The sequence below is a fragment of the Corynebacterium sp. genome (assembly GCF_030532965.1).
Classification (GTDB): domain Bacteria; phylum Actinomycetota; class Actinomycetes; order Mycobacteriales; family Mycobacteriaceae; genus Corynebacterium.
In genome coordinates this window covers 1-26,457 of sequence record NZ_JAUNKC010000026.1, presented here as the reverse complement: position 1 = coordinate 26,457, position 26,457 = coordinate 1, and the positions used below count along the sequence as shown (strand labels likewise).

27 protein-coding genes, 2 tRNA genes and 1 pseudogene are annotated in these 26,457 nt (G+C 54.1%); 8 read left to right on the top strand and 22 right to left on the bottom strand.

The window, feature by feature from the left end; translation table 11 throughout:
* The first annotated feature begins 19 nt into the window (after nt 1–19).
* Nucleotides 20–763 carry a hypothetical protein gene (locus Q4D85_RS11105; RefSeq protein ID WP_303200432.1) on the top strand — a complete coding sequence of 248 codons (744 nt, stop codon included), beginning with the start codon at nt 20–22 and terminating at the stop codon, nt 761–763.
* Between the two features lie 7 nt (nt 764–770).
* Nucleotides 771–1,517, top strand: coding sequence for a hypothetical protein (locus Q4D85_RS11100; protein WP_303200430.1), 747 nt, complete (start codon nt 771–773; stop codon nt 1,515–1,517).
* Between the two features lie 382 nt (nt 1,518–1,899).
* Here Q4D85_RS11100 and Q4D85_RS11095 read toward each other — a convergent pair whose 3' ends face one another.
* Nucleotides 1,900–2,862: a hypothetical protein gene (locus tag Q4D85_RS11095; RefSeq protein WP_303200428.1), complete on the bottom strand. Its 963-nt coding sequence runs from the start codon at nt 2,860–2,862 to the stop codon at nt 1,900–1,902.
* A 19-nt stretch (nt 2,863–2,881) separates the two neighbouring features.
* Nucleotides 2,882–4,396, bottom strand: coding sequence for a hypothetical protein (locus tag Q4D85_RS11090; RefSeq protein WP_303200426.1), 1,515 nt, complete (start codon nt 4,394–4,396; stop codon nt 2,882–2,884).
* A gap of 798 nt (nt 4,397–5,194) precedes the next feature.
* Between Q4D85_RS11090 and Q4D85_RS11085 the strand changes: the two genes are divergently transcribed.
* Nucleotides 5,195–6,079: a choice-of-anchor M domain-containing protein gene (locus Q4D85_RS11085; protein ID WP_303200424.1), complete on the top strand. Its 885-nt coding sequence runs from the start codon at nt 5,195–5,197 to the stop codon at nt 6,077–6,079.
* Nucleotides 6,080–6,185: 106 nt separating this feature from the next.
* Here the strand turns inward: Q4D85_RS11085 and Q4D85_RS11080 are convergent, their stop codons facing one another.
* From Q4D85_RS11080 to Q4D85_RS11050, 7 genes are read right to left on the bottom strand one after another with little or no spacing between them, the layout of a single operon-like run.
* Entirely contained in the window at nt 6,186–6,593 is a 408-nt protein-coding gene (locus tag Q4D85_RS11080; protein ID WP_303200422.1) for a hypothetical protein, read from the bottom strand.
* Nucleotides 6,594–6,611: 18 nt separating this feature from the next.
* Nucleotides 6,612–7,955 (bottom strand): hypothetical protein, encoded by a 1,344-nt coding sequence (locus Q4D85_RS11075; protein WP_303200421.1) that lies wholly within the window; start codon nt 7,953–7,955, stop codon nt 6,612–6,614.
* Nucleotides 7,956–9,677 carry a hypothetical protein gene (locus Q4D85_RS11070; RefSeq protein WP_303200419.1) on the bottom strand — a complete coding sequence of 574 codons (1,722 nt, stop codon included), beginning with the start codon at nt 9,675–9,677 and terminating at the stop codon, nt 7,956–7,958. It lies immediately after the preceding gene.
* Nucleotides 9,678–9,679: 2 nt separating this feature from the next.
* Nucleotides 9,680–11,398 carry a hypothetical protein gene (locus Q4D85_RS11065; protein ID WP_303200418.1) on the bottom strand — a complete coding sequence of 573 codons (1,719 nt, stop codon included), beginning with the start codon at nt 11,396–11,398 and terminating at the stop codon, nt 9,680–9,682.
* A 1-nt stretch (nt 11,399) separates the two neighbouring features.
* Complete coding sequence (locus Q4D85_RS11060; RefSeq protein ID WP_303200416.1) at nt 11,400–13,004, bottom strand: hypothetical protein; 1,605 nt, start codon at nt 13,002–13,004, stop codon at nt 11,400–11,402.
* Nucleotides 13,005–13,029: 25 nt separating this feature from the next.
* Nucleotides 13,030–14,757, bottom strand: a complete 1,728-nt coding sequence (locus Q4D85_RS11055) for a hypothetical protein (protein ID WP_303200415.1) — start codon at nt 14,755–14,757, stop codon at nt 13,030–13,032.
* The gene (locus Q4D85_RS11050; RefSeq protein ID WP_303200414.1) at nt 14,757–16,451 is read right to left on the bottom strand and encodes a hypothetical protein; all 1,695 of its coding nucleotides are present in this window, start codon (nt 16,449–16,451) and stop codon (nt 14,757–14,759) included. The genes Q4D85_RS11055 and Q4D85_RS11050 overlap by 1 nt, the downstream gene beginning before the upstream one ends.
* A 190-nt stretch (nt 16,452–16,641) precedes the next feature.
* Between Q4D85_RS11050 and Q4D85_RS11045 the strand changes: the two genes are divergently transcribed.
* Nucleotides 16,642–16,920 carry an SdpI family protein gene (locus Q4D85_RS11045; RefSeq protein WP_368502294.1) on the top strand — a complete coding sequence of 93 codons (279 nt, stop codon included), beginning with the start codon at nt 16,642–16,644 and terminating at the stop codon, nt 16,918–16,920.
* Here Q4D85_RS11045 and Q4D85_RS11040 read toward each other — a convergent pair.
* From Q4D85_RS11040 to leuC, 3 genes are all read right to left on the bottom strand, one after another.
* Nucleotides 16,894–16,965, bottom strand: a tRNA-Cys gene (locus Q4D85_RS11040). The genes Q4D85_RS11045 and Q4D85_RS11040 overlap by 27 nt on opposite strands.
* A 58-nt stretch (nt 16,966–17,023) precedes the next feature.
* Nucleotides 17,024–17,614, bottom strand: coding sequence for a 3-isopropylmalate dehydratase small subunit (gene leuD, locus Q4D85_RS11035; RefSeq protein WP_303200413.1), 591 nt, complete (start codon nt 17,612–17,614; stop codon nt 17,024–17,026).
* Between the two features lie 27 nt (nt 17,615–17,641).
* Nucleotides 17,642–19,096 carry a 3-isopropylmalate dehydratase large subunit gene (gene leuC, locus Q4D85_RS11030; RefSeq protein ID WP_303200412.1) on the bottom strand — a complete coding sequence of 485 codons (1,455 nt, stop codon included), beginning with the start codon at nt 19,094–19,096 and terminating at the stop codon, nt 17,642–17,644.
* Between the two features lie 81 nt (nt 19,097–19,177).
* On the opposite strand from leuC, the gene Q4D85_RS11025 reads away from it, so the two are divergent.
* On the top strand, nt 19,178–19,900 hold the full coding sequence (locus Q4D85_RS11025; RefSeq protein WP_303200410.1) for an IclR family transcriptional regulator: 723 nt from the start codon (nt 19,178–19,180) through the stop codon (nt 19,898–19,900).
* Here the strand turns inward: Q4D85_RS11025 and Q4D85_RS11020 are convergent.
* Together Q4D85_RS11020 and Q4D85_RS11015 are read right to left on the bottom strand one after the other, a co-directional pair.
* Entirely contained in the window at nt 19,897–20,448 is a 552-nt protein-coding gene (locus tag Q4D85_RS11020; RefSeq protein ID WP_303200408.1) for an HD domain-containing protein, read from the bottom strand. The two genes, Q4D85_RS11025 and Q4D85_RS11020, sit on opposite strands and share 4 nt — an antisense overlap.
* Nucleotides 20,449–20,600: 152 nt before the next feature.
* Nucleotides 20,601–21,056, bottom strand: coding sequence for a hypothetical protein (locus Q4D85_RS11015; RefSeq protein WP_303200406.1), 456 nt, complete (start codon nt 21,054–21,056; stop codon nt 20,601–20,603).
* Between the two features lie 366 nt (nt 21,057–21,422).
* Here Q4D85_RS11015 and Q4D85_RS11010 point away from each other — a divergent pair, with 366 nt between their 5' ends.
* Entirely contained in the window at nt 21,423–21,617 is a 195-nt protein-coding gene (locus Q4D85_RS11010) for a hypothetical protein (RefSeq protein WP_303200404.1), read from the top strand.
* A gap of 86 nt (nt 21,618–21,703) precedes the next feature.
* Here the strand turns inward: Q4D85_RS11010 and Q4D85_RS11005 are convergent, their stop codons facing one another.
* On the bottom strand, nt 21,704–22,096 hold the full coding sequence (locus tag Q4D85_RS11005) for a cytochrome b5 domain-containing protein (RefSeq protein WP_303200402.1): 393 nt from the start codon (nt 22,094–22,096) through the stop codon (nt 21,704–21,706).
* A gap of 111 nt (nt 22,097–22,207) precedes the next feature.
* On the opposite strand from Q4D85_RS11005, the gene Q4D85_RS11000 reads away from it, so the two are divergent.
* Nucleotides 22,208–22,747 carry a TetR/AcrR family transcriptional regulator gene (locus Q4D85_RS11000; protein WP_303200401.1) on the top strand — a complete coding sequence of 180 codons (540 nt, stop codon included), beginning with the start codon at nt 22,208–22,210 and terminating at the stop codon, nt 22,745–22,747.
* Between the two features lie 192 nt (nt 22,748–22,939).
* On the opposite strand, the gene Q4D85_RS10995 is transcribed toward Q4D85_RS11000, so the two are convergent.
* Nucleotides 22,940–23,012 (bottom strand) — tRNA-Glu (locus Q4D85_RS10995).
* Between the two features lie 132 nt (nt 23,013–23,144).
* Between Q4D85_RS10995 and Q4D85_RS10990 the strand changes: the two genes are divergently transcribed.
* Nucleotides 23,145–24,089: a DUF4300 family protein gene (locus tag Q4D85_RS10990; protein ID WP_303200399.1), complete on the top strand. Its 945-nt coding sequence runs from the start codon at nt 23,145–23,147 to the stop codon at nt 24,087–24,089.
* A 102-nt stretch (nt 24,090–24,191) separates the two neighbouring features.
* Here the strand turns inward: Q4D85_RS10990 and Q4D85_RS10985 are convergent, their stop codons facing one another.
* From Q4D85_RS10985 to Q4D85_RS10960, 6 genes and pseudogenes are all read right to left on the bottom strand, one after another.
* Nucleotides 24,192–24,569: a phosphotransferase gene (locus tag Q4D85_RS10985; protein WP_303200397.1), complete on the bottom strand. Its 378-nt coding sequence runs from the start codon at nt 24,567–24,569 to the stop codon at nt 24,192–24,194.
* Nucleotides 24,570–24,587: 18 nt separating this feature from the next.
* A complete protein-coding gene (locus Q4D85_RS10980) occupies nt 24,588–24,815 on the bottom strand; it encodes a hypothetical protein (protein WP_303200396.1) in 228 nt (75 codons plus the stop codon).
* Nucleotides 24,816–24,836: 21 nt separating this feature from the next.
* On the bottom strand, nt 24,837–25,109 hold the full coding sequence (locus Q4D85_RS10975) for a hypothetical protein (protein ID WP_303200395.1): 273 nt from the start codon (nt 25,107–25,109) through the stop codon (nt 24,837–24,839).
* Nucleotides 25,110–25,328: 219 nt separating this feature from the next.
* Nucleotides 25,329–25,798 (bottom strand): annotated as a pseudogene (locus tag Q4D85_RS10970) (NADPH-dependent FMN reductase); the annotation flags it as partial.
* 22 nt (nt 25,799–25,820) lie between these two features.
* Nucleotides 25,821–26,033 (bottom strand): integrase core domain-containing protein, encoded by a 213-nt coding sequence (locus Q4D85_RS10965; protein ID WP_303200394.1) that lies wholly within the window; start codon nt 26,031–26,033, stop codon nt 25,821–25,823.
* A gap of 17 nt (nt 26,034–26,050) precedes the next feature.
* Nucleotides 26,051–26,457, bottom strand: a 407-nt coding sequence (locus Q4D85_RS10960; protein ID WP_303200393.1) for a DDE-type integrase/transposase/recombinase, incomplete at its 5' end; no start/stop codon positions are given.

Genomic DNA, 26,457 nt, shown 5'->3' with positions numbered 1-26,457 from the left:
ACTAAAAACACGTGCCCCAATGCCACCACTCTTTCATCTCCCCACCTCAATAACCGCCTACCCGGAACCGAGTTCCGTGTTCGCAGGATCTGCCGCGGATATCGCCTTCGCTGCACGGCTTCTTCTCCCCCTACTTTCCATCGATTTGAACGCAGTCGACCCGGAACTGTCCGGCACTGTCCACCTATTGTGCCCGGTAGAACCACACGACGGCTATTACCTCGGTGAAGGCACCGAAAAGCACCACAGCACCTACGCGTGCACGAACTGGATTGGGTTTCGCCTCACCGACGACAACCGATATGAGTTTCTCGGCGACTGGCGCTACTTCCACGTCGCCAACCCGGACTCCCCCTATGCACATGATCCTGAACTTTCGAAAGACTACGCGGACACGCACGCCAGTTATCTAAAACACAAAGATTTTTATCACCAGCATAGACTATTAGCCCACCCTGGTTACGGCAATCCACTTGATCCTGAGCTGGCTCGCACATCCCCACTGGCATTTCTCGATTGGTGGCACGAACCACCTGTTTCTGGAAACTGGGAATGTGAAGACGCATTTCCCACCACGAAAATGACGGTACCAACAGAGTCCGGTACCGAAACCGCAACGTTCCCAATTACCGACGATGGTCGCCCATTTCGTTTCATCGGCGCAGTCCCCGGCTACAGCTATTCCGACTCCGGCCCCGATGCGATCTTGCTGTTTTTCGACCCTGAAACCCGCATCGCTCTTTTAACCTTCGATTGGACCTAACACTCAGATGCCAGCTGTTTACAACCTCGAATCACACCTGCACCCGTTTCCGAATCCCGAGGACGTTTTCGCGGGTTCCGAAACCGACATTGCGCGCGCCGGGCGGGTGCTTCTCCCGCTGATATCAATAGACCTACGTGCTATCGATTCGGAGTTTCCCCAAACCGTGCATCTGCTTAGTCCTGTTGAACCGGAATGGGGCGAATTAGGTGAGTCAACCCAGCAGTACCACACCAAATACGGTTGCCAGAATTGGTTGGGTTTCAAACTTGACAGCGATAATCGCTACGAGTTTTTGGGAGACTGGCGTCTATTTGAGGTTTATAGCCCCGACGCGGAAATTGCCGAAAACCCCGACTTAGCTGATTTATACGACGATGTCCACGAAAGCTACCGTGCCCGCAAAACCTACTTTGATTCTTTTGGCACGCTCGCTTTTGTTGACACCGTTTCCGAAGCTGCACATGAACAGCATGATCTCAACCCACCCGCGTGGCTCGATATGTGGGCGGAGGAACCTGGGGGCGGCAATTGGACCACTAACGATGCGTTTCCCACCGTAACCATTCCTGCCAGTAATCCAGCCGCCGACGAGTGGCCCACCCATACCTATCCAGTTACCGATGATGGTCGCCGGTTTCGATTCATCGCCGCAGTAGCAGGCAGCAATTATTCCTGCCACGGTGCCGATGCAGTCTTATTATTCTTCGATCCAGAAACATCCATCGTCCTGTTAACCTTCGATTGGATGTAGCTTTGTGCTTTTCGACGCCACAAACGGCCGCCCGAACCTAAGCTCCCCCAATTAAATGTACGTGGAACTCACCCGCCCGCCTAGATCGCCAACCGTTACAAAGCGTTACGGTATTTCACGAATTGCACGAATGCATAGAGAGTAATCCCGCGACGATTGACTTTCGTTTCTTCCGTCAGTTCACAATGCGAGACGTTTTTGTTTGCCGTTCCTGCGGCTCACCTACCATCGTTTGTTGCCTCTATCGTGTGCGCGCCGTGTGGCTTCCTCTTCTTTAGGGTGAAAAATCTGTTATTCCTGTTCGAGGGTTTCGTTTTGTGTATCCGACTTTTTACCAAAGACTTCCACGATGCGTGTGGCAAAGTGGTGTAATTCCGCAGGATCATGATTGAGATCGCTCAGTGCGGTCAGGATTCTCGTAGCAGAATCCCCAATCTTCGGCCTCGATATACTGCTCGCAGGCGCTGATCAAGCACTGTTTTTGGGCGTGTGTATCGCCGAAGCTGTGGTGTAGGGCGGCTCGATCCTCATTCGCGGCAGCACTGAAAAGGACTGGGTCGAGGTACGTGGTGATGATGGCTTCCGCTTCGTCCACCAATGCAAGGCCTCGGTGATAGTTCTGCTGTGTGAGATGCGGGTCGCGGGCGCGAAATTGGGCGAAGTCCTTCAGTTGTTCGTACAAGGAAAGCTCGTCAAGGTTTTTCTCTTCGTCTGTGAGGGCGGTGATGTGGCGTCGAAAAGCTGCGCAGCAATTATCCGCTTCCGCGTACGCTTGGGGGAAGTTTTCGGCGTCCGCGAACCACCCTGCGGCAATCTGATGGGCAAGTGCTTTACATCGATCGTCTGTGGTGGTGTGCGCAAGTTCCACCATCTCTGATGCGGCATCAGGTCCTTGGCGTGCAACGATGGTTGCGCAGTCGAGGAGGAAGGTGTCGCAGCGCCCGGTGAGCGCGGGGCGGTGAGTATTGATGAGTTTCAGGGCTGCGTCACGGTAATCTGTGAAGCGGCTGATATTCGCGAAGTGCTCAAGGGCTTCGCACAGAACTTGGGGAAGGTCCAGGTCACAGCTTATTTGGTACAGTTCGTGCGCTGCTTCCCATGCCGCTTCGTATTCTTCTTCGTCGTATTTTTGTTGGGCGAGGTGGTCTAGCACGTGAATGCGCACACTTTCGGGTTCTGCGGTGGGCAACTCCAGTACCGCCGCGGCTTGCGTTTCCCCCTCAAAGAACGCGATTGCAGCCCTCCTGCCAGCATCGTCGCCCACCAGGCTGGCGTCGCCGTCCCACAGTGGTGCGCCCGCGCGTAGATCCGCGAGGGTGGGTAATGTTAGCTTGTCGACGCTCACTGCTACCCTCCTTAACTCTTTACGCTTCAAGGTCAGTGTATGTGCCTTTAAGTGCGGTGTTTGTGGTGATCTGCGAACATCCCTCTACAGTGGCTTTGCCCTCCACCTGGGCCCCAATGATCAGGCATTCTCCGCTCATTGTTATCTGCCCGCTTAGATGTGCGCCCCGATACATGCGAGTATTCCCGCTGGCGTGGCAGGACCCGTAGACGAAACTATCGAAGACTAGCGCATTCCCTGACACGTGTGCGTTCTCACCCACCTCAACCAAGCCGTCGAGGAAAGCTTTCCCTGAAACTTCCGCGTTGTCGCAGACGGTTGCATGCCCTGCAATATGCGCCTTTCCACCAACACACGCATTGTCTCGGACGCGTGCGTCTTCTGTGATGGTGGCGTTTTCTAAAAGCATGGCATCCCCATCAAGCCGTGCGGTTCCAGTAATTCTCGGCTCCCCCTCTGGCGTGTGCGTGCTGGGCATCCATCCACCAGTAAGGCCAGTATCCAGCCACCGGACTCGGTACACCACAGTGCCGTCGTCTAAGGTTTTTGTCGTATCGGTGAGCTCATACCCAAGTGTTGGGTTTTCAACCTCTGCGATCTGCTGCGCAATATGGGCACATGCCGCTTCAAGCTGCGCACGCATGGGCTGATCCCAGCCATACGTTTTCAAAAGCTCAACAAACTCCGCCACATCAGTGCTATGCGCACCTTCAAGGTTCCGGAAAAAGTCAAGACGAACCTCCGGCGCATCCTTGTGGTTGCGGTACACGTGCACCCTCGTCCACTCGGGGCTCAGCGGTGTAAACGTGATGTAATCGTTTAACTGCTTAATCACCGCATTTCCCCCAATCACCGACCCCACCGGCGGCTGGGAATACACTTTCGCATCACCTTCGACCACCACCTCATTAATCCTGGAGGCTAACACCACCGCATTATCACGAACCTTGCTGTCGGAAATCGTCCCATACGATTCCACCCAAGCATTACCGGAAACCTGGCTACTATACACGGAAACGTAGCCCATGACCTGCGCATTGCCACTGATGATACTTCCCTCGTCGATTCGCGCATCGACTACCTTGGCGTTGTCACACACCTGTGACCGCAACCCATTGGTGCTCAAGACCTCCGCATCACCGGAAACCTGGGCGTGACCGGCGACTGTTGCGCCGTCGATAAGCGAATTGCCTGAAACGCGAGCACGGTTATTAATTACGGATTTCCCGCACACTCGTGCGTGCCCCTCTATAAGTGCGTGCCCGCTTATTTTCGCCCGCCCAAAGACCTGGGCATTCCCTGTAACCACGGCATGCCCCGTGACCCGCGCCTGGTCAAAAACCTGTGCGTCGGCGAAAACCCACGCGCCCTCCCCAATTCGCGGTTTCCCATTAGCCGTATGCGTGGAACTCACCCACCCACCAAGCTCACCACAGACAATGTTGCGCTCTGGGATGCTACGAGCAGCACGAATACGATACAGTGTCACGTCGTGGGAATTAATGCGGGTTTCCCCTGTGAGTTCAAAGTGCACGGTTTTGCTTCCTACCTGCGTAAATTATCGCGTTAGATTGTAACACCCGTGTTTTTTCGCTGCACGAAATCGCACGACGTTACGATAGATTTTTATACAAAGAAAATACATACGAATATATCGCCAATACACAGCGCTGACATGTCCACAAAAGAAATCACGCACGGTTTCGATTTCGCAATTAACTCGCCACGCAGTAGCATAAAAACCACAAGGTATTGAATTTGCTACATAAGTTGTGCGCAATGCTATATCTTTCAAAGCGACCGCGTCTGCGCATCCTCGGTAGCTGCCACTGCCCCTACGGTGCCTCACGGTTGCACCCACATCGAAATGGAAAACTGCCTGACATCCAGCGCCGTCCACCCATACATCCGCAAAGGTGGACGGCGCTTTCACACCACCTCGCCCCACCATCCACTTCCGTCACACTGGACGGGGGTACCAACCGCCACCGATCAGCTGTGAAGTTTTTGCACTAGTTTTTTAAGGTTTTTAAGCGCACACTACACCGCCAACAAGATTCAGCATCTCCTGTTCGCGGCACCTGCGCGGCACCAGTTGTTGTCATGACCTACGAATTTTCCCACAAAAACAAATCCAAGACATCAGATCAATTGTCAGCAGTCGCCGCTCGCCGACCCGTGAAACCTAAAAATCCCGCGCCAACCGCAAGGAAACTTTCAGCCCAATATTTTCTCGTCACAATATGTCGCGGATTACCATAAGCAACGGCAAATAGCCGACCAGCAACTTATACGTTTTTCTGTATTTGGTTAGGAAGAGTCTTTTATACTCATGTTCGCTAAAACCCTGTTAGCAGCCGCAACCGCAACCGCCGTAACTCTCGGCGGTGCCACAATCGCCGCCGCCGAGGATGGCAAATTGGTCATTCATCGAGGTCACGTCGATGTTCTCTACACCGAGCTTGATGGCGACGACCTTAAACTGGGCCTTCAGGAGCGGTTCACCACCGAAAAGGACATCACTCGTGATGCCGAGGACGTAGTTTTTAAGATCACTTCCGATTGGTGGCAAGACCTCACCGGCACGACCGACCAAGATGAAATCTCTGGCCGCGCCGCACTGGCTTCCGAAGTCTGGCATGACGGAAACATCTGGCCGGGTTGGGACAATAATGCACTCAAGGGGAAGGCTGATGAGGTGAGCTACACATTCACCAATATCTCTGGCCCCGGCACGATGTTCGTCTACCAAACCGCCAACAACGGATTGACAGATTACGCCCCGAAGTATTCCTCCGGGAAGATGGCGGCCACCTCCGTTCTTACCGACGGTTCCTTCACCCTGAAATCCGGCGACGTTATGAAAACCGGTGCGGAACATCTTCACATGAACTGGGCTTTTACCGAGCCGGGCACGTATACGGTCACCGCAGTCGCCGAAGCGGGCAACAAGGTGAGCAACCCTGCGACCTACACCTTTGAGGTTGAGGCTGATAACGGTGGTAACGCAACGGCCACAGATAATACAGATAACGCCGAAACTAACACCGATGAGAAAACCACAGCCGATAAGCCAAAGGACGCCACCAAGAAAGGCTCCGGCAGCAGCAAAATCGGCACCGGTGGCATTGTAGGTATCGTACTTGCAGTCTTGGGTGTGCTCGGCGCAATCATCGCCGCATTTGCTAATGGCATGATTACCTTCCCCCGCATGTAGCATGTCCCAAAAGCAAACGGTCAGGACACCAGTCTTGACCGTTTTTCCTATTCTTCCCGCAATTTAGAATTGGGTTTGCGCGCAGCGTTTGCTTTTGCGGCAGCGTCTAGCCGTCCATACTTACATTGAGGATGGTGCGCACCGATCCGCTGCAGCTCACATCGATGATGTGGGAATAGTCAAATTCATGCTCGAGATAGGTTAAGGTAATGTCCCCATACCATTCCCGAATGTCCTTAGGCGCGGTGGGGCGAAGGTGCACTTTCGGTGCCCCAAGTTCCGCTCTCACCCGCTCTTCGGTTACCTCCCAATCAGGCGGATACAGCTCTACGATTGCGGAAATAATGCCTGGTAGGGCCTCAGCGTAGCTACGTACCGTGTCATTGAACAAGGCAATATCTTCAGGAGCATCCCCTAATTCCCCGACGATGAATTCATAGTCACCCCACACAAGCCGCCGGTTACCCCGTTCATCGGGAGAAATGCTTGCAAGTGCTGCATACGGTTCGGTCATAAAAAACTACTCTACTGCCTACCGGTCCCAACTTGCTGCGATTTCGTGTACCCATTGCGCTTCCGTTTCGCCCAGTTCGTCTACGTTGATCTGTTTCCACCCGTTTTCTTTGCGCTGCAGGTAGTAGCCGCATCTTCTGCGGATCATACGGATTGTGCCGCGTACGCTGGAAAAATCGCGGTAGTCCTCTTTTTCTACAACGAAAAGATCTGTCATCTCCCCGCTGACTTCAAGGGATATCCGCGCCTTGATCACGCCGCTGATTCTCCCAGTTCCGCTTAACGTGGCGCGGGCAATGGTGCTCTCTTCTGCCACCTCTATGCCCCCGTTGATGGTGGCGGATGCGGTGATGAGGGGCTCATCACACATGGAATTGCCGGGGTTAAGTTCCGCCGCAGGTGTGTGCTCGCCCCGGATGCGACTCCTGGCACCAGCAACGAGTTGGCGCATTTCTTCCGCTGTTTCCGCATCTGGCATGAATGCTAAAAGTGTGGTTTCGTCAGCCCCTAGATACTTGCGGTCGGGGTCAAGAATTGCCAGCTCAACCCGATTTTTCGCGTGCCGAAACATTGTTACGAAATAGGTCGAGCAGAATACTTCACAGTGGTACGGGGCGAGGATCTCCGCATCAATAACTACCGCCCCATAGGGCAGGTTGGCACGCACCGTGCTTGCCCCTTCTATTGTGGCGTGGCGAACTTCCGCGTTGTGGATCTGGCTGGTGTCTTGCACCCAACTATCCCGTACCGCTGCGGCCCCAGCGATTGTGGCGGTGTCGCACAGCCAGGAATTGCCCGAAATTTTCGCACGCCCTGACACGGTGGCGTGGTCGGTCACAGTGGCTTCGTCGCGTAGTCCCGCCCAGCCGGATATTCGCGCGTGTTTTCCTACGTGGCTTGTCCCGGACATGTCGGCGAAGCCGCTGACGGTCGCGTGTCCACTGACCATCACGTCCCCGTACACTCGCGCGCACCCTGTGATTGTTGCGTTGTCTGTGACGTTGGCGAAGCCACATACGCGGGCACATTCTTTCACCCTCGCATCAGCGTCGACCTCCGCCCAGCCGTATACCCGCGCGTGGCCTGCTATTACGGCGCGTCCTGAAATCTGTGCCGCCCCATGCACCAACGCATCGTCGCAAATTCGCGCGTCACCTGCCACGATAGCGTCGTCGGCAACCCAGGCGTGCGGTCCGATCCGCAGTTCGCTTGTCGACGTGTACACACTGCTCACCCACCCGCCCAGGTCGCCTGCTTTCACGAAGCGTTCGGGAATGTCATGTATGGCTCGTATCCGAAAAACCTTCTCCCCTGTGCACGCTCGTTGGGATTCTTCGGTGAGCTCAAAATGGGCAGCTTCCATTTAGAGGTCCCATTCTTTCAGCACGACGGTAATCAAATTCCGCAAGGTTGTGTTCTCCGCGATCGCTAGCTCACGTAATCCATCGCAGTGCCTGTCCAACAGCGTGGGGAATCCTTCCCACAGGTCAGGGTTTTCCTCTTGATACTGTATGGGGTTTTCCGGCAGCAATTCATCCAGGGTGCCTGTTTTCGTTCTCCCGCACGTCCTCGCCATGATGAGGGTAGTTCCACCTTGTTGGCGGGTGAGAAAAATCTCCGTATTAAACACGGTGGGTCCGAACCGACGGTGATCGGTTGTGGAGTTGATCCACGCATCGGGGATCGTCCCGACTACTTCGAGGTGAGCCTTTTCGCCCACATAAGAACATCCAGTCAACTCACCACGCCCGAAAACAATCCCGCCATGAACCCGTGAATCACCCGAAACAACTACCTTGTCCAAGACCCTTCCGCGCGCATCGACAACAACGTTGTCTCGAATACACGCCTGACCAACAACGAAAGAATCGCCTGCGATGTAGGCGCTGCCAAGGATCATGGCGTCATCGGCCAACCAAGAATCAGGACCGATCCGTGGAATACCTTCGGGTGTGTGGATGCTAGGCACCCAGCCCCCGAGATCGCCGGCGGATACGCACCATTGCTCAATGTCACAGGTCGCACGAATGCGGTACACCGCTGTGCCGTCGTCAAGCGTTTTCGCAATGTCGGCAAGTTCGAAGCACAGCGGTTGCGCAGGTTCTTCGGGGAGTTCACGCACGACGCGCCGTTTTGCAATCTTAATATTCTCGCGGAAGGACTTGCCCAATCCTTGGGCAGTAAGATGCCATTTCAGTCTCCTGACATCGTGGCTTCGCCCCGCATCGGTTTCGAAAGTTTCAACCCATACCCCCGCTTTTCCTTTCTGGGTGCGGGCAACCGTCACCACGCAATTGCGCACCCCCAGTGGTTGGAAAACCTCGCACTGCTCCTCTTTCAGCACTTCTGCGGTTGCCGAAAGAATGGCTCTATCCGGAAGCGAGGCTGCAACCCGCGCGTTCCCCTCAATGCAGCACCCCGTGAGATCACCACCAGTGACAACGGCGTGTTCGCGGACGGTTGTTTGTCTAAGTTGTGCCGAACCCGAAACTAATGCATCACCGAAGAGAGTTGATCCCAAGAAAAGGGTCGCGTCCTGGTCTACCCTGCTGTTTTCGTGCACCGAGGAATCATAGACGCGAGCATTCCCCGCAATCTGAGCGTTTTCGTATACGTTCGATTCCCCGCCAACCTGTGTTTTTCCGCTCACGTGCGCGTGGTCTGTCACTTCGGTTTTACCGGAAATAGTGGCATCACCGCTAATGCGTGCCTGCCCAGAGATCACGGCACTATCGTGCACGCGTGCACAGTCTTGCACCACAGCGTCATCGCATACTTGTGCTTTGCCGTGCACCCGCGCTGATCCCGTGACGCGGGCTTGCCCGAAAACAAACGCGTGGTCATACACCAACGCGTTCCCCGCTACGTATGCATCACCAGCAATGATGGCGTCGTCGGCAACCCAGGCGTGCGGTCCGATCCGCAGCTCGCTTGTCGACGTGTACACACTGCTCACCCACCCGCCCAGGTCGCCTGCTTTCACGAAGCGTTCGGGAATGTCACGTATCGCTCGGATCCGGAAAACCTTCTCCCCTGTGAAAGCTAGTTTCGATTCCTCCGTCAATTCGAAATGGCACTCAGTCATCTTTATGCGTCCCATTGCTTTAAAACGATTGTGATTAATTTCCGTAGCTGCGCGTATTCTTCCATCACTAGGTGTTGAAGCTGCGGAGATTGCTCAGCAAGTAACCCGTGGGTGCCAAACGAGTGCCACCAGTCACGTTCGTTGAATTGTGCTGCGACTGGGTTCGCGGGAACAAATTCATCTAGCGATCCTTCATCCCAGACTCCACCCTTGGTCACCAGAATCTGTGCCTTATTGTCTCGTTGCCTAGTCAGATAGATCATGGTGTCCGTGCTGGTGGGCCCGAACCGACGGTGATCGGTTGTGGAGTTGATCCACGCATCGGGGATGGTGCCCGCAACCTCAATCCCAGCTTCGTTGCCTACATAGGAACGCCCAGTGAGCTCGCCGTCGCCGAGTACTGTTCCGCCTTTCACGCAGGTTTCGTCCGATAGGGTGACTGTGCCGATCGCTCGTCCGCTGTCTTGTACCACGGCGTGGTCTTTGATACACGCATTGTCAAGAGCAATAGATTTGTTTGTGATGTAGGCGCTGCCAAGGATCATGGCGTCATCGGCCAACCAAGAATCAGGACCGATCCGTGGAGTCCCTTCGGGTGTGTGCGTACTGGGCACCCAGCCACCGAGATCACCTGCGGATACGCACCATTGCTCAATGTCACGAACCGCGCGAATGCGGTACACCGTTGTGCCGTCGTCAAGCGTTTTCGCAATGTCGGTGAGCTCAAAGCACAGTGACGTATCCTCCTCCGCCGCCGGAATTTCGCGCATCACTCGCTGTTTGGCCAAGCTGAGGCTTTGGCGAAACGGGGCGGCTAGCCCCTGCGAATCAAGGTATTTATCCAGATCATCAATGGTTTCTATCTCAGGGTTCAAGGGGGCGAAGTACACTAATGGTTCACCGGCTGCGGTCCGCGTGACTGTTATCGGGCAGTCGGGCACCCCGAGTGGCTGAAAAACTTCGCAGTGATGTGGGCTCAGGATTTCCGTATCCCCACTAAGGTCCGCGTTGTCGGGGACACCGGCAGCAACTTTCGCTTTCCCTTCCACATAGCATTCCGTCAATGGCCCCGCTGTAATCACCGCTTCTTCGCTGACGGTTGTTTTAAAGAGCACGGCGCTGCCAGTAACATGCGCGTTATCTATAGCACATCCATCACGAAATAGTGTTCGCCCATCCACACGCGCTTCATCGCTGACGATAGTATCGTCGAGATAAGCATCCCCGGCAACCTGTGCGTGTCCAGATAGGTACGAGTTCCCTTCAACACGCGCGTTCCCGGCGACCTGCGCTGATTCCAAAACTCGTGAATGCCCAGACACAGCGGCATTTTCTCTGATGGCTGCCTGGTCGCGAATGTGTGCGGATTCATTCACCCGCGCCCGATCTTTGACCACCGCGTCACCGCTCACCCGCGCCCGCCCATGCACCCGGGCGTATCCGCCAATGTGTGCGTTTCCGAAGATAGCTGCACGATCATACACCAACGCATTATCTGCAATAGTGGCGTCACCAGCCACAACAGCATCGCCAGCCACCCACGCATGCGGCCCGATCCGCAGTTTGCTTGTCGACGTGTACACGCTGCTCACCCACCCGCCCAGGTCGCCTGCTTTCACGAAGCGTTCGGGAATGTCACGTATCGCCCGGATCCGAAACACCGGTTCGCCGGTGGGTGCAAGGCGAGATTCGTGTGTCAGTTCAAAGTGTGGTGTGAGCATCTTAAAGATCCCATTCCTTTAATACTGTGGTGATAAGCCTGCGCAGTACCTGAACCTCATCATCATCTGTTGCTAACAGCTCATGAAGCGAACCTATGCGTTCGGCCCCATCAACCTGGGCTGTGAAGTGCGCCTTCCCATTCTTTTGCCGAGTCACGCACAGAAGCAGCCCAGTGCTGGTGGGGCCAAACCTGCGGTGATCAGTAAAGGAGGTGATCCAGCCGTCGAAAATTGTGCCAGTGATCTCTAAAGTCCCTTCAGCATTCACCCACGACTGCCCCGCCAATTCCCCACACCCATAGATGCAACTACCCTCTACACGTGAATCCCCCGACACCACAACCTCGCCCACGACACGGCTCCTACTGATGTGGGCTTGATCTTTAATGCATGCTGACTCACCCACGAAAGAACAATCTGTAATAGTTCCGTTCCCAAGGATCATGGCATCACCACCCAGCCACGACTGCCCCGAAATCCTCGGTTTCCCCTGGGGCGTGTGGGTTGAAGGAACCCAACCACCCAAATCCCCCTTCGACACCCACAACAAATCATGGTCACACAGTGACCGTATCCGAAACACCGTGGTGCCGTCGTCAAGCACACGCTTTTCATCGGTGAGCTCGAAGCACAACTCCTCGTCGGGTTCTTCCGCACTCTCACGCAGGACACGCCGCTTGGCAATGCTAAGACTTTCGCGAAACGGCTCGGCCACCCCTTGGGCGTCAAGATGCCGCTCAAGCTCCTCAACTGTCTCGCCCCACCCCTGCTCAGTCTCGAAAGTGCTCACCCACGCCTTGGCTTCACCATGCACGGTGCGTGCCACCGTCACCATGCAGTCATTCCCACCCACCGGCCGGAACACCTCACAGTGTTCAGGAACAAGGATCTGCGCCTCACCGGACAAATCCGCCTTATCGGGAATCGTTGCTTCCACATGGGCTCGCCCCTCAATCCAGCAATTAACTATGGTGCCGTCAGTAATTTTCGCCTCATCACGCACCGTCGTGCCAAAAATACTTGCAGTGCCCATAACCTGCGCCGAGTCGCACACCGACGAACCGCTGTAAAGACGCGCCTCACCGGCAACCCGTGCCTGACCATACACGTGCGAGCACTCAAGAAACGCATCACCTGTAACCACAGCATCCTCATAAATAAAGGACGTCCCCTTAATGACCGCGTTCTGGCCAACCCAGGCATTATCGGAAACATCTGCCTGACCGGCAATAACAGCGTTCCCCTCAACACACGCCTTGCCGGAAACCACCACTTCATCACTCACACGGGCATGCCCTCGCACCCGCGCGTGATCACATACACGAGCATCCCCATACACCCGCGCATACCCAGCGATATGAGCCTGCCCACCGATAAAAGCATGATCATAGACCAGCGCGTTTCCCACAACCCTCGCCTCACCACTCACAATGGCATCACCGGCAACCCACGCCTTCGGGCCAATGCGCAGTTTCCCATCAGCGGTGTGAAGAGAACTAACAAAACCACCCAACTCACCCGCCCTGACATGGCGCTCCGGAATATCACGGGTAGCACGAATCCGAAACACCCGCTCACCATTAGGCGCAAAAATCGACTCGCCCATTAACTCACAATGGCACTTAATCATCTTAAGAATCCCACTGCTTCAACACGGTCACAATAAGCTCCCTTAACTGGGCGTATTCCTCCAAAACCAAGGCCTGAACACGCGGCGACTGTCCAACAAGCAAAGGCTGGTTGCCCACTGTTTCCCACCAGTCACGGTTATTCAGGTGATCAAGAATAGGATTTTCAGGCACCAATTCATCAAGAGTCCCCTCACGCCACACACCAGAAAGCCTCGTCGAAAGCTGCGCCCCCTGAGCGCGCCGGGTGAGAAAAACCTCAATCCCAGTACCAAAAAGCGGGCCGAACCTGCGGTGATCCGAATTATCGCGAATTCTCACATCGGTGAGGGGACCCACCAACTCGATTTCCACCCCGCCTCGCACTGTGGAACTGCCCGCAATAGTTCCCGTTCCCGTGACAAAACCACCTATCACTTCAGTGTTGTCGGTGAGTGTCACGTCTCGTTCCACCCAACCTTCCTCCTTTACTACGGCGTTTCCTTTCACGCACGCATTTCCTGTGGCGCGGCCTTCGCAAGTCAGTATTGCCTCGTCGAGTAGCATCGCCTCATCGCCGAGCCACGAATTCTCACTCAACCGTGGGATTCCTTGCGAATTGTGTGTACTAGGCACCCAACCACCTTTATCACCCTTTGACACATTAAAAAACGGCAAATCCCGGGTCGCCTCAATCCGATACACGACAGTGCCATCGGGAAGAGTTTTCGTTTCACCCGTCAACCGAAAATCCAAAACCTCCTCCGCCGTCACAGACCGTACCTGCGCCACACGATTCTTAGCCCACTGAAGTTGCTGCTCAAACAGCTCATCTAATCCCTGGGTTTGTAACTGGTGGATGAGCTGTTCTTTCCCCAACCGCTTGCCGCTGTTATCGGCGTAGTAAGAAATGATGGTAGCGATTTTTCCGTTGGTGGTTTTCGCCACTGTAACAGGACAATCCTCCACTCCCAGGGGGTGAAAAACCACGCACTCCTCAGGGTGGGTGACCACCATTTTCTCTCCAAGGTGCGCACAATCTGGCAAGTTGGCGTTCACCTGAGCATCGCCTTCCACACAACAATCCTGCATACGGCCATCGGTGATCCGCGCATGATCATTAATCTCGCCATCAATAATGGCAGCGTCGATTACAGTGGCTTCACCGGAAACAGCCGTATTACCCATAAGATATGCGCTACCTGCAATTCGTGCCTTATCACAGACGTAGGCATCACCCGAAAGCTGGGCGTGACCCGAAACGTGGGCGTGACCTTCCACCCACGAACCGCCATAGATGTGCGCGTTTCCTTCGATCACAGCGTCGCCAAAGACCCTCGCGCTTTCTGAAACCACGGCTTGGCCAGCCACCCGGGCCTGGCCAGAAACTTCCGCGTTCTGCCTCACACGTGCGTTGTTCTTCACCACAGCGTTATCAAAAACCCGTGCATTCCCACCGATACGCGCCCACCCCTTGACTCGCGCTGATCCAAAAACGCAGGCATTTTCATAAACCAAAGCATTTCCGGAAATCCGTGCATCACCTGCAACGATTGCATCGCCTGCCACCCACGCGCTCGGCCCGATCCTCAGTTTCCCGTCCGCGGTATGGGTGGAGCTGACAAAACCACCCAACTCTCCTGCTTTGACAAAGCGTTCAGGGATGTCGCGAACCGCACGGATGCGAAACACACGCTCACCAGTGGCTAATACCTTACATTCGTCGGTGAGCTCAAAATGTGCGTCTACCACTAGAGATCCCATTCCTTTAACACTGCAATGATGTGATTGCGCAACGTCGTGTACTCCTCGATGATGCGGTGTTTCTTATGAGTTGATGTATTTTTCATACAGCTCCACCAGCCGTATTTTTCTACCCATTCACGCTGGGCATATAGCCGCTGGATGGGGTTTTCGGGCAGCAGTTCGTCGAGTGTTCCTGTCGTCCATTCACCTAAAGTTTCCGCCATGATGTGAACCCCACGGTTACGCCCGCGAGTGATATAGAACGTTGTTCCTAGCGATGTTGGCCCAAATTGTCGGTGGTCAAAACGAGAAGCAAGATGAGCATCAGTAATAACACCGACTGGTGAAATCACCGCTTCTGGCCCAACCCACGACTGCCCTTGGAGTGCCCCGTGCCCATACACGGTACCGCCGTGGATCACGGTGGTGCCGCAGATTTTCAGCCAGGTTTTTTCGAAGTCACTCTCTTCAAGCCGAAGCATGGTACTAATATCGGCTTGCCCCACCACGTATCCACCAGCAGTGATGTGTGCCTCGTCGGTCAGGATTGCGTCGCCGCTCAACCACGCGGATTCCGCAATGCGGGGTGTGTGGTTACTGGTGTGGGTGGAGCTTACCCAGCCACCTAGTTCGCCACGGGGGACGAAGAAATCGTAGCCTTGTATGTTTTTGGTTGCCCTGATCCGATAGATTGTGGTGCCGTCGGCGAGGGTTGTGGTTTCTTCGGTAAGTTCGAAGGAAAGGGGCTCGTCAGGGGCTGGTTCGGTGTGAATCGCCTCCTTAATGCGGCGAGTGGCCGCATCGAGTTGCTGGTGGAAGAGTTCACCGAGACCCTGTTTTTCCAGTTCCGCTACATCGTCGGGGTCCATGAAGGACGATACGTCCCCGGTTGCGGTGCGGACTACGGTGATTGTGGCATCGAGGATTCCTACTGGTTGAAAAACTTCACAGTCTGTCGTCTTTTCTACGAGCGCTTTTCCTGTGAGCACTGCCCTCTCGGGGAGGTCTGCGGCAACGCGGGCGGTATCGGTGATCCAGCAGTGATGGTGTGCCCCGCCACTGATTTTCGCCGAGCCGGAAGCAATGGTGGAGTACAGCCGTGCATCACCATAGATATGTGCGTCCCCCGACACGGCGCTGTCTTGATATAGTGCTGCGTGTCCATCAATGCGTGCGCTTTCCGTTACAAGGGAGTCGCTGATGTGGCTGTTTCCTGTGATTTGGGCGTTTTCCTCAATGATGCAGTCCCCCGCCACCACGGCGTGTTCTGATACTTTCGCGTTATCTGTGACCTCAGCGGTTCCGGTGATCAGGGCGTGGCCGCCGATCTGTGCGGCCCCGAAAACACTGGCGGCTTGGTTTACTCGGGCGCGGCCTTTGACTATGGCGTCGTCGAAAACTTTGGCGTTGCCGTGCACGCGCCCCCACCCTTTGACACGCGCAGACCCGAAAACACACGCGGAATCGTACACGAGAGCATTCCCTAAAACCTGGGCGTCACCTGCAACAACTGCGTCCCCTGCAACCCAGGCTTTCGGCCCAATGCGTAGCTCGCTTGTCGACGTGTACTCACTGCTCACCCAACCGCCCAGGTCGCCTGCTTTTACGAATCGTTCGGGGATGTCGCGGATCGCTCGGATGCGGAAAACTCGTTCACCAGTGAAACTGAGCATTGACTCATCGGTAAGTTCAAAATGCACAGTAACCACCATAAACTCCTTTTACGCTCCTTTGTGCCGTCTCATTGTGCCACACCACACCTACTCTTTTTCCCTGTTTTGGCCAAGGAATTTTCTGGCTGCCATAGTGACAACCAGATATTACTGAGGGCATTCTTCAAGGAGGGTAGCCACGTTTTATGTCGACCCCGCATCCGTCACTGCCGGTGGCATCACCATCGCCGAACTTGGTAACAAATCCCGAGAAGGGCTGGAAAGAAACTGGTGTGCTGGCCTGCGCACACCCACCACCATGGCCAGCGATGAAGCGTTTCGTGTGGCTAATCGAAAAATATGGAAACTCTACTACGGCATCGCGGCAGCATTATTCGTTGAGTGCGCCGGTGTGATGGCGTTGGCGCTTACCGTGATCTGGTATGTAGTGGGCATCAAAGCCGCGAAATCAGCCACCGAAAAAGCGGGATTAGGTTTAACGGAATCGAACCGCTGACCTGCTTCTTTGCTAGAAGCGCTCTACCAACTGAGCTAAAACCTAATCCCGCACACAGCGTAACACGACCACAGCCGTACTTGCGTTACAAAAGCAAAACTTTTTACAGCGCCTTGGGTTTGAAGCTTGGGCGAGTTGCTTCGAATGCTGCGATTTCTTCTTCTTTTCGCAAAGTCAGGCCGATGTCGTCGAGGCCCTCCATCAGCCGCCAGCGGGTGTAATCATCAACATCGAAGGAATAGACATTGTTCTCACACGTTACTGTTCGATTCTCCAGATCAACGGTAAGTTCCACGCCAGGGTTTTGCTCCATCTGCTTCCACAGCAACTCGATATCTTCCTGCGCCATCAGCGCGGCCAGCAGGCCAGCTTTGCCAGAGTTACCGCGGAAAATGTCCGCGAACCGAGAGGAAAACACAACCTTAAAGCCGTAATCCATCAACGCCCACACGGCATGTTCCCGGGAGGACCCGGTGCCAAAATCAGGGCCAGCTACCAGTATCGAGCCGTTTTTATAGGCGTCTTGGTTGAGCACAAAGTCAGGTTCATTGGTGCGCCAGTTATTAAACAATCCGTCCTCAAAGCCGCTGCGGGTAACACGCTTGAGGTAGACCGCAGGAATGATCTGGTCGGTGTCCACATTGGACCGGGTCAGCGGAACCCCCACGCCAGTGTGTGTGACAAATTTCTCCATTGTTTAAAATCTTCCTTGATGGTGCGGTTAGACGGTGACGAGTTCGGGCAGATCGGCAGGTGACGCCAGGGTTCCCAGTACAGCGGTTGCGGCTGCGACCTCAGGGCTAACCAGGTGTGTACGGCCGCCCGGGCCTTGCCGCCCTTCAAAGTTACGGTTCGAGGTGGAAGCGGATCGTTCGCCGGGCTGCAATTGGTCAGGATTCATGCCAAGACACATGGAGCAACCTGCGCTACGCCAGTCCGCACCAGCGTCTTTGAAGATCTGGTCGAGGCCTTCTTCTTCCGCTAGCTGCTTGACCAGCGCGGTGGAGGGGACAACCATCATTCGCACAGAATCGGCCACTTTACGGCCTTTGAGAATCTCAGCTGCGGTGCGTAGATCCTCCATCCGGGCATTGGTGCAGGAGCCGAGGAAAACCGTGTCGATCTTGATCTCGCGCAGCGGGGTACCTGGGGTGAGGTCCATGTATTTGAGGGCTTTTTCGGCAGCAAGCTTATCGTTGTCGTTGGTGAAGTCCTCCGGTGACGGCACGGTAGCAGAAAGCGGCAAGCCTTGACCCGGGTTAGTTCCCCACGTAACAAACGGGGTCAGTGCAGAACCGTCAATCTCGATGACGGCGTCGAATTCTGCCCCTTCGTCGGTAGGCAGAGTTTTCCAGTATTCAACGGCCTTATCCCAGTCCTCGCCTTTCGGGGCCATTTCGCGGCCTTTGATGTAGTCAAAGGTGGTTTGATCAGGCGCGATCATGCCCGCCCGGGCACCAGCTTCAATGGACATATTGCAGATTGTCATCCGCGCTTCCATGCTGAGCTTTTCAATGGCCTCGCCCCGGTATTCAATAACGTGGCCTTGACCGCCGCCGGTGCCGATCTTCGCGATGATAGCCAAGATGAGGTCTTTCGCCGAAACACCCGGTTGCAGCTCGCCGGTGACGTTGATCGCCATCGTTTTAAATGGCTTAAGCGACAGGGTTTGGGTCGCCATGACGTGTTCCACTTCAGAGGTGCCGATACCAAACGCCATAGCGCCGAATGCGCCGTGGGTGGAGGTGTGGCTGTCGCCGCATACGATGGTCATTCCGGGTTGGGTAGCGCCTAATTGCGGTCCGACTTGGTGGACGATGCCTTGGTTAATGTCGCCCATGGGGTGCAGGCGCACACCAAACTCTTCGCAGTTTTTGCGCAGGGTCTCCACCTGGGTGCGGGACACCGCGTCTTTAATCTCTAAAAGATTGCCTTGTTTGATGCCTTCCGTGGGTACATTGTGATCTTCGGTAGCCAGGTGCAATTCTGGGTGGCGTAACGTGCGCCCAGCAAGCCGGAGTCCGTCGAACGCTTGGGGGCTGGTTACTTCGTGCAGTAATTGCAGATCGATGAAGATCAGATCCGGCTCATCACCGTTGCCTTTTGAAACTACGTGGTCGCGCCACACTTTTTCGGCCAACGTGAGCTTTGTTTTTGTATCCACGGGGCTGGTCATGGAGTACGTCACCTACTTTGACGGTTAAGGGTTGTCGATACCTATCTTTTGTCCCACCAATTGGGATGGTAGTATCATAACATGAGACAAACCGAAAACGAACCGGCACCCTCAAGCGGGATCAAGGTCCTCGACCGAGCGGTATCAATCCTCCTCGCCGTAGCAGAACAGCCGCGCTCACTTGCCGAGTTGTGCGCTGCAACCGAGCTACCCCGCGCCACCGCGCACCGGCTAGCCACCGCATTAGAAACCCACCAGATCCTCAGCCGCACCCATGATGGGAAGTGGACAATCGGCGCCGTTTTAACCAGCCTGGGATCCGGCGCTAACACTTCGCTTGTCGACGCAGCCACGCCGATCATGACCCAATTGATGGACACAACCGGCGAATCCATCCAACTCTACCAATTAGCTGGCGCCACTCGGGTGTGTATCGCCGCCCAGGAACCGGCCACCGGTTTGCAAAACACCGTCCCGGTGGGCACCCGCCTTCCGCTCAACGCCGGAAGCGCGGCGAAGGTATTTCTAGCCCATTCCTCCCCTGCCTTGCGCGATAGTATCCTGTCCCAGAATCCGCAATTCACCGTCAAAGATTTAGAACACGTGCGGGATCAGGGCTGGGCGGAATCCATTTCTGAACGCGAGGTGGGGTTAGCCTCCATTACCGCCCCGATTTTCGACGCCGAGGGGCTATTCGTCGCGGCCTTATCTATCTCCGGTCCCGCTGAACGGTTACGTCCGGCCCCGTCGAAATGGGCCCCGGAGCTTATTAAAGCCGCGCAAGCTCTATCTGCGTTACTTTAGATTTCTTGCAGCTGCGCCACCAGACGTTCATACTCTCCCAATATCGGATGTGGATCTAGTTTCCTTGTCAACACACGGAGCACTTCCGCGTACCACCATTGCTGTTGCTGTTTGGTGCTATTGAACCGATCCCACAACCGATCCCCATGTTCTGCATGGTCGGTCAGAATCGAGCGTATATTGTGTAGCTTATCCGCTAAGACGATACGCGCCACGTCGTTGCCGGACTCGTCGATCTTGGCGATATACGCATCGGCGCGATCCTGCCAATCAGCAAGCGCATCGTCCTTCGTTACCGCCGCAACCAGCTGAGCCACCCGCCCCCCAAACTCCGCCTCAATCTCGGCTAAGGAGGTTATTTCCGGCGCATCCTCAATCACATCATGTAATACGCCTGCGACAAGCACATCTTCATCGGCGCTAAGCTGCGCCAATACACATAACACCCCACATATATGACTAAAATACGGCACCGCACTCCCTTTGCGATTCTGCCCATCATGCGCAACAGCTGCCAGATTAATCGCTCGAAATAGTCGATCGCTCATTGCCTCAACCATGATTTTTTATCCCCAACCTTTCTCGCCGAAGAAAACGTTGTTACTATCCTAAAACCTCACGCCGCGACAACGTGCACACGTCGAAAAGCGAGGACATAACGAAAAACCGCCGGCCTTAAGACCAGCGGCACAACGGATTCTTAACGGGATGGCTTACAAGCCGAGGCCAGCGTCCCGTTACCCCAGAACGAGTAGGTTACGTCGTCGACCTTGTACTTTCCACTGAACTTGTACTCACGCTTGCCGTCAGCAACGAAGGCAACCGCATTCGGGGCACCCTTATCACCGGCTTGGATCGTTCCGAGCGGGATACCATTGATTTCACCCTCCCAGCGATCCTTAAACTTCTCCTCTTCCAAGCCAGTCACACCCAAATTTGGAATAGTCACATACATCAGCTGCACCCCAGGCAGGCATTCAACGTGAAACTCTGGCTCCGGCTTCTTCGGGATTTCGCTACTGCCATTACCACCGCCGGAGGAATGCAACGAACCCACGATCGAGCCGATCAGAACCGCCAGCGACAATAAAACCGACAAAATGAAGCCACCGAGGCGTGGGCCAAGAATACGGAATTCCGTCACCAAATTCGACATAGAACGAATCCTTTAAAACTTAGAAAGATGATGAAATCGCGCAGGTCACCCCTGCTTGAAACGTGGGAGCTCGGAAGACATTCATTTAGCCGGACTCTCAAACGGAATATATCACAAATAAAGCGTTTATTAATTGAAAATCAGGAAAATTCCCATCGAAAACCTATCGGATCCCTATCACCACTTCACACGCACCCCTAACCTGCACATTTGTCCCTTACCCCCATTAGGGCGATAACCAAAATGCAGCATGTACAGATGATAGATTGGGGCTAGTTTTTAACGAATTTGCATTAATCACCACACCTGATTTTTCGATTCCGCAAAACCAATCGCGCAAAATTCAAATTAACAAAAGGAACACAGATGAACATCAGCACCTTTATTCCCAATTGGCAAACACTCCTTGGCGCAATCGGCGGCGTTTTTGCAGCTATAGCGGTCATCCTCGGGCTGATTTTCGGGCTCAATACCTCGCCCAAACCCGACACCACCCCGACCACCGCGCCAGAACCAACCTATACCCGGCCTACCGTGCCGCCAACCGTTAAAGAGATGTAGCATTCGCTTTTCGACGCTCCCCCGTCGACCTCCCAGCGAACGGTTTCTGGTCGGCACCGCGATTTCTCGTCCGACCAGAAACCGGTTTAGTGCTCTGACGCACCCTCCAAACCGCCCACCACGGCGAGTTTCTGCAAGTGCCCCACGCCGTGACCCGATTTAAGAAATTCATCGGTAAGATCCCGGCCAGCCAGCACATTGTGATGCACCCCTCCAGCCCAGCTCTCCACGGAACTTACGTCGTACACCACGCCGTCAATCGCAATGTATGCGGGCCGACCATCTTTCCCATCGGCTTTTTCTAATTCTTCTCGCGTAACAGTCCGCAATTCAATCAACGTTGTTTCTGACACACTAAACGTGCGGTCAAATTTTTCGACATTTCCCGCCTGCGTCGGTGCGAGCACAAAGTATGCAATGCACACAACTGCCGCTAAAGCTAAAGCGACAATTAGGCCAATAACAATCGTGCGCGGCATGTTAACTCCTTCCAAGATACAATCACTCGTTACTGAATGAATATCTACACCATTCATTCAGTACTGAATATACTCTTTCGATATTCAATCGGCAAGGGTAATATCAACACCATGAATCTCCCCCCTACACTTCTTACCGCCGCCCGCGAGGAATTCGCCGCTAACGGATATAAAGCAACCAGCATCGCCACCATCGCAAAACGGGCAGGCATTGCAGTGGGAAGCGTCTATCTACACTGTAATTCCAAATATGAGCTTTTCCGGGAGGTTTACAAAGAAACGAACGCGCAGCAACGCCAGCAACTACTAGCCAACATCGACTGGTCGGACCCCAAAGCAGCATTGATGACCTTCCTTGAACGCATCAACGCCGCCGTCCACAACGATAAGATCCTCGCGGAATGGTTCAGCGATAACCCTGGGGCAAAAATACGCGAAGATACCGAATGCAACAGCTTCTTTATCGACGCCGCACAAGTAGACGAGTGGCGCAACAAAAAGATAATCACGCCCGACATCAGCAACGATGTCCTTTACGAACTTCTCGACGCCATTAGCATCCTCGACAAACAAAACGTCCTGTCGATGGAGGCGATGATGTTTCTCATTCGAGCGATACTGAATGAGGTGTTTCCTGAGCAAGACAAATAAAACAGGCAATCTCCCCAATGAAGTATCCATAACCAATTCGCGACTATCAAAAAGGGCGAAACCGCAACAACACCGGAAACACCAAAATGAGGTAACCAACATGGAAGTCAGCAACCTCGTTTTATCTGGTTTCACATATTCTTTTGGAAAGATTAATGCGCTACACCGGTGTGGTATAGCGCATTATTTTTGTACCCCGTACGGGATTCGAACCCGTGTTACCGGCGTGAGAGGCCGGCGTCCTAGGCCACTAGACGAACGGGGCGTGGCACTTGATTAGTACCAGCGGTACTGTACACGAACTTTTTATTTTTGAACAAATCAGCTGCTCACGGCGCTTTCGGTTGGGCGCCGATAAGCGGCGGTATTCTCGCACGATGCCGCTAGAATAAACGCCATGTTTAAGCTTCGTAGCGCTGTAGTATTCGTTGGCATTTCCGTGTCCGTCGCGGTGGGGTTAGCAGCGTGCACGGTACCGCCGATGGCAGCCGATCCGACGTCGCAGCGAGCAGAACCAGCCGAATCGAGTACCACGGAAACGGGTACTGATTCGTTGACACCGCCGGAATTGGCAGATGTGGCCGTGACCAATTTGGTGGATGAGGAGAGCAAGAACGAGGTCCGCACGGCGCTTATTGCGGCCGGTGTGCCCGTCGAAAGCGTCGATAGGTTCTTTGCCCAGGTCGATTTGTATAACGGCACTGTAGCTAAGAATTCGTTGCTGCCGAGCGGTTTCCGCCCGTATTCCGCCGACTACGCCCTGGGCGCAATGTCAGTGTTGTGGGATAAGCAGTTCCCGGAGTTTATCGGCACGAATTGCCGCATCAATACGTTCTTGCTTGCAGAAGATCTTGTGACCATCAATCCACAGCAATCAGAGCCGGATAGTGGTCTTCTTTTCTTGGATGAGGACGCCATCACCCATGCGCCTACCCCACTGTTTTCCGAGGAAGAGTTGGCAGGTTTCAAGCAGGTTTTTAGTCAGATTGAGACTACAAGTGAGCGCGATTCCGATCAGCATGTTGCGAATATCCAGAAGTTTTTCCGCAGCAAGGGAATTTCGTTTGTGAATCCGAATGTCAAGATCGTGAGTGTTTTCTTGCACGATACGCTTGATGAAAAAGCGAAGTTATTCATCGGCCATGTTGGGGTCGCGGTGCCGCATGAGGAAGGCATTTTATTCGTCGAAAAGCTCGCATTCGACAAACCGTATCAGGCGTTGAAGTTCCGCGATTATGACCAGCTCAACACGTATTTACGTTTGCTTTACGACGACGGCACCGACCTCGATTACTCCCAGCCCGTCATATTCAGCAACGATGAAGTATTGTCCACGTCTTAACCGGATCTGGTAGTAGCGCGAGAAGAAAAGTAGCGTACATAGTTCGGCAAAAGCCCATAAAAACAACAGGCAGTGAAATGGCTGGCACCGAGACAATACGGCTTAAACAGGTTCGTCTTGGAGAAGCCGACACACAGCGGCGATCTTTTCAGCCTGAGAGCGCACCAGGTCAACGTCGCCTCCACCATTAAGTAGTACTTGGCCGTGGTTCTCAATACTCCAGAACTTGATGCTAAGGATAGTTATGAGCAACTGGTGTATCGAATATGTGCGGCCACCCGCCCGCCCATACACGTCGAGCAGCCGCTTCAGGCCATCACGAACATCGCCCCATCCAGATCGATACAACACGGACTGTCCAACTACGGCAAGGTCACGCAGTGGAATACCCCAGCGCACGCTCTCCCAATCGATAACACCGCAAAGCTCACGGGATTGGCCGAGCCGGAGATTCGGGTAGGAAGGATCACCATGGATCACCTGGTACTGATCCTCTATCTAACCCGCCTCCTGAAACAGGCGAAACCCCGTGCAAATGACCACTGTTTCTTTTTCGGTGAACGGCAGCAAACCATTGCCGACAAGATCGCGAGCGTGTTCAATAACACTTGGCAAAGATATGCCATGAACAGCAAATTTCTGCGGCAGTGGTGCCATCACCGCATGCAATCGCGCTAGACCTGCCGCTATTGACTCCAAATCCTCAATACTTGAGGCGACAGGCATATCATCATCGACAGAAAGTGGTCAGACGCCAGAAGCATCCCCGGAAACGCGGCGCGAGACCACCACTGGTTGCAGGAACAGCACTTGCAGCTGGAAATGCATCAACTCTTTCTGGCGCAGAAGTTCGTCCACGGTAAACCACAAATCGGAGACCGCCGCGCTATCTGCTGTTAGCCAATGAGTGTCTCCTACTTTCCAGGTGTGCTTGTTACGACCACTGTGCTCACGGATCGGTGTATCCGTAAGACCCCACAGGCGAAGTCCTGCTACGGCATCACTGGTACTAATAATCATGGTCTCGCTTCCAGGCGTGGAGTTACCAATCCTACTATTAGTGCAAGGATTCCATGCTGTTACACGAGAAGGCACGATTCATCATGGATAACCGCATCCTACAGACTCGTAACCGGCACTCTCTACGCGATGAAATCAGGCTTTGCACCGCTCCAACCACGTAATAAGTGGTCGGATAAAAGCTGCCGCGTTCAAAAAGCTGCCTGTAAGTTTTATTTCTTAGAGTTCGTGGGAGCGGGTGTGTCGCGTCAGGGTTTCTGCCACGAGCGAAATAAAACGGTCAATGTAATCGCGGAGAAACGCAACAGTGTCTTCGGGTTCAATTCTGTTATCCGCTCCAATCAATGTGTCTGATCGTCCAAGAAAAACCTCAGGTTGTCCGAGAATCGGCATATCAAAGTAGCTTAGTGCCAATCGGAGGTTCTTTTGTGCTGAGTATCCAACCATGCGTCCGACTGAATGCGAAATGATGCCTACGGGCTTGTTTTTCCACGCCACGTCGGAATTTGGTTTAGAACCCACATCCACAGCGTTTTCATACAGACAGGAATAGTGCGATTGTTCTCACTGGTTACGAATAACACTCCATCGCAGCTCTTGATGGCTTCCCGAAAATCTATATACGGAGCTGGAGTGGGCTTATCGACGACGGATGGGTCATCATAATCAAAGTCATAAAGAGGAAGGTTTGAACTGCCCCGGGTTTTGTTCCTAGGCATTTGCCTTGTTTCCCATTATTTCTTGTTGGCGGTTTGTAATCCAATATTCCGCTTCGACCTCGACTGGTGTGCGGTAGCCTAGGTTTTCGTGGAGTCTGGTTTCATTCCACCAGGTAACCCATTGGAACGTGGCGATTTCGACTTCTACAGCATCAGCCCATCTGTGGGCATTGATGAGTTCATTTTTATAAAGAGCCGTTGACATTTTCCGCGAGGGCATTGTCATAAGAATCTTAAGACTGTGCCGGTTGATGCGGTAATCCCTGATTCTTTCAGCCGCTGATTGTAAACAACACTGACGTACTGTGTGCCATGGTCAGCATGGTGAATCAGCCCAGTAGTTTCCTTCGCTAAAGCAATAGCCTGGTCAAGAGCCTGCAGCGGCAAAGCCTGCGTACGCAGTGAATCTGATAAAGCCCAGCCGACAATCGTGCGGGAAAACACATCGGTGACAAAAGCGGCGTACACAAACCCTTTCCTAGTCCGTACATAGGAAATATCAGCAACCCATAAACAGTTCGGGCAACTGGCTGTGAAGTTACGGTTAACCAAGTCTGGTCGGGTATCTGCCTGTGTGCCTTTACGGGTGGTGATCGGGGTTTTACCTTTGCTTTTACCGCACACACCCG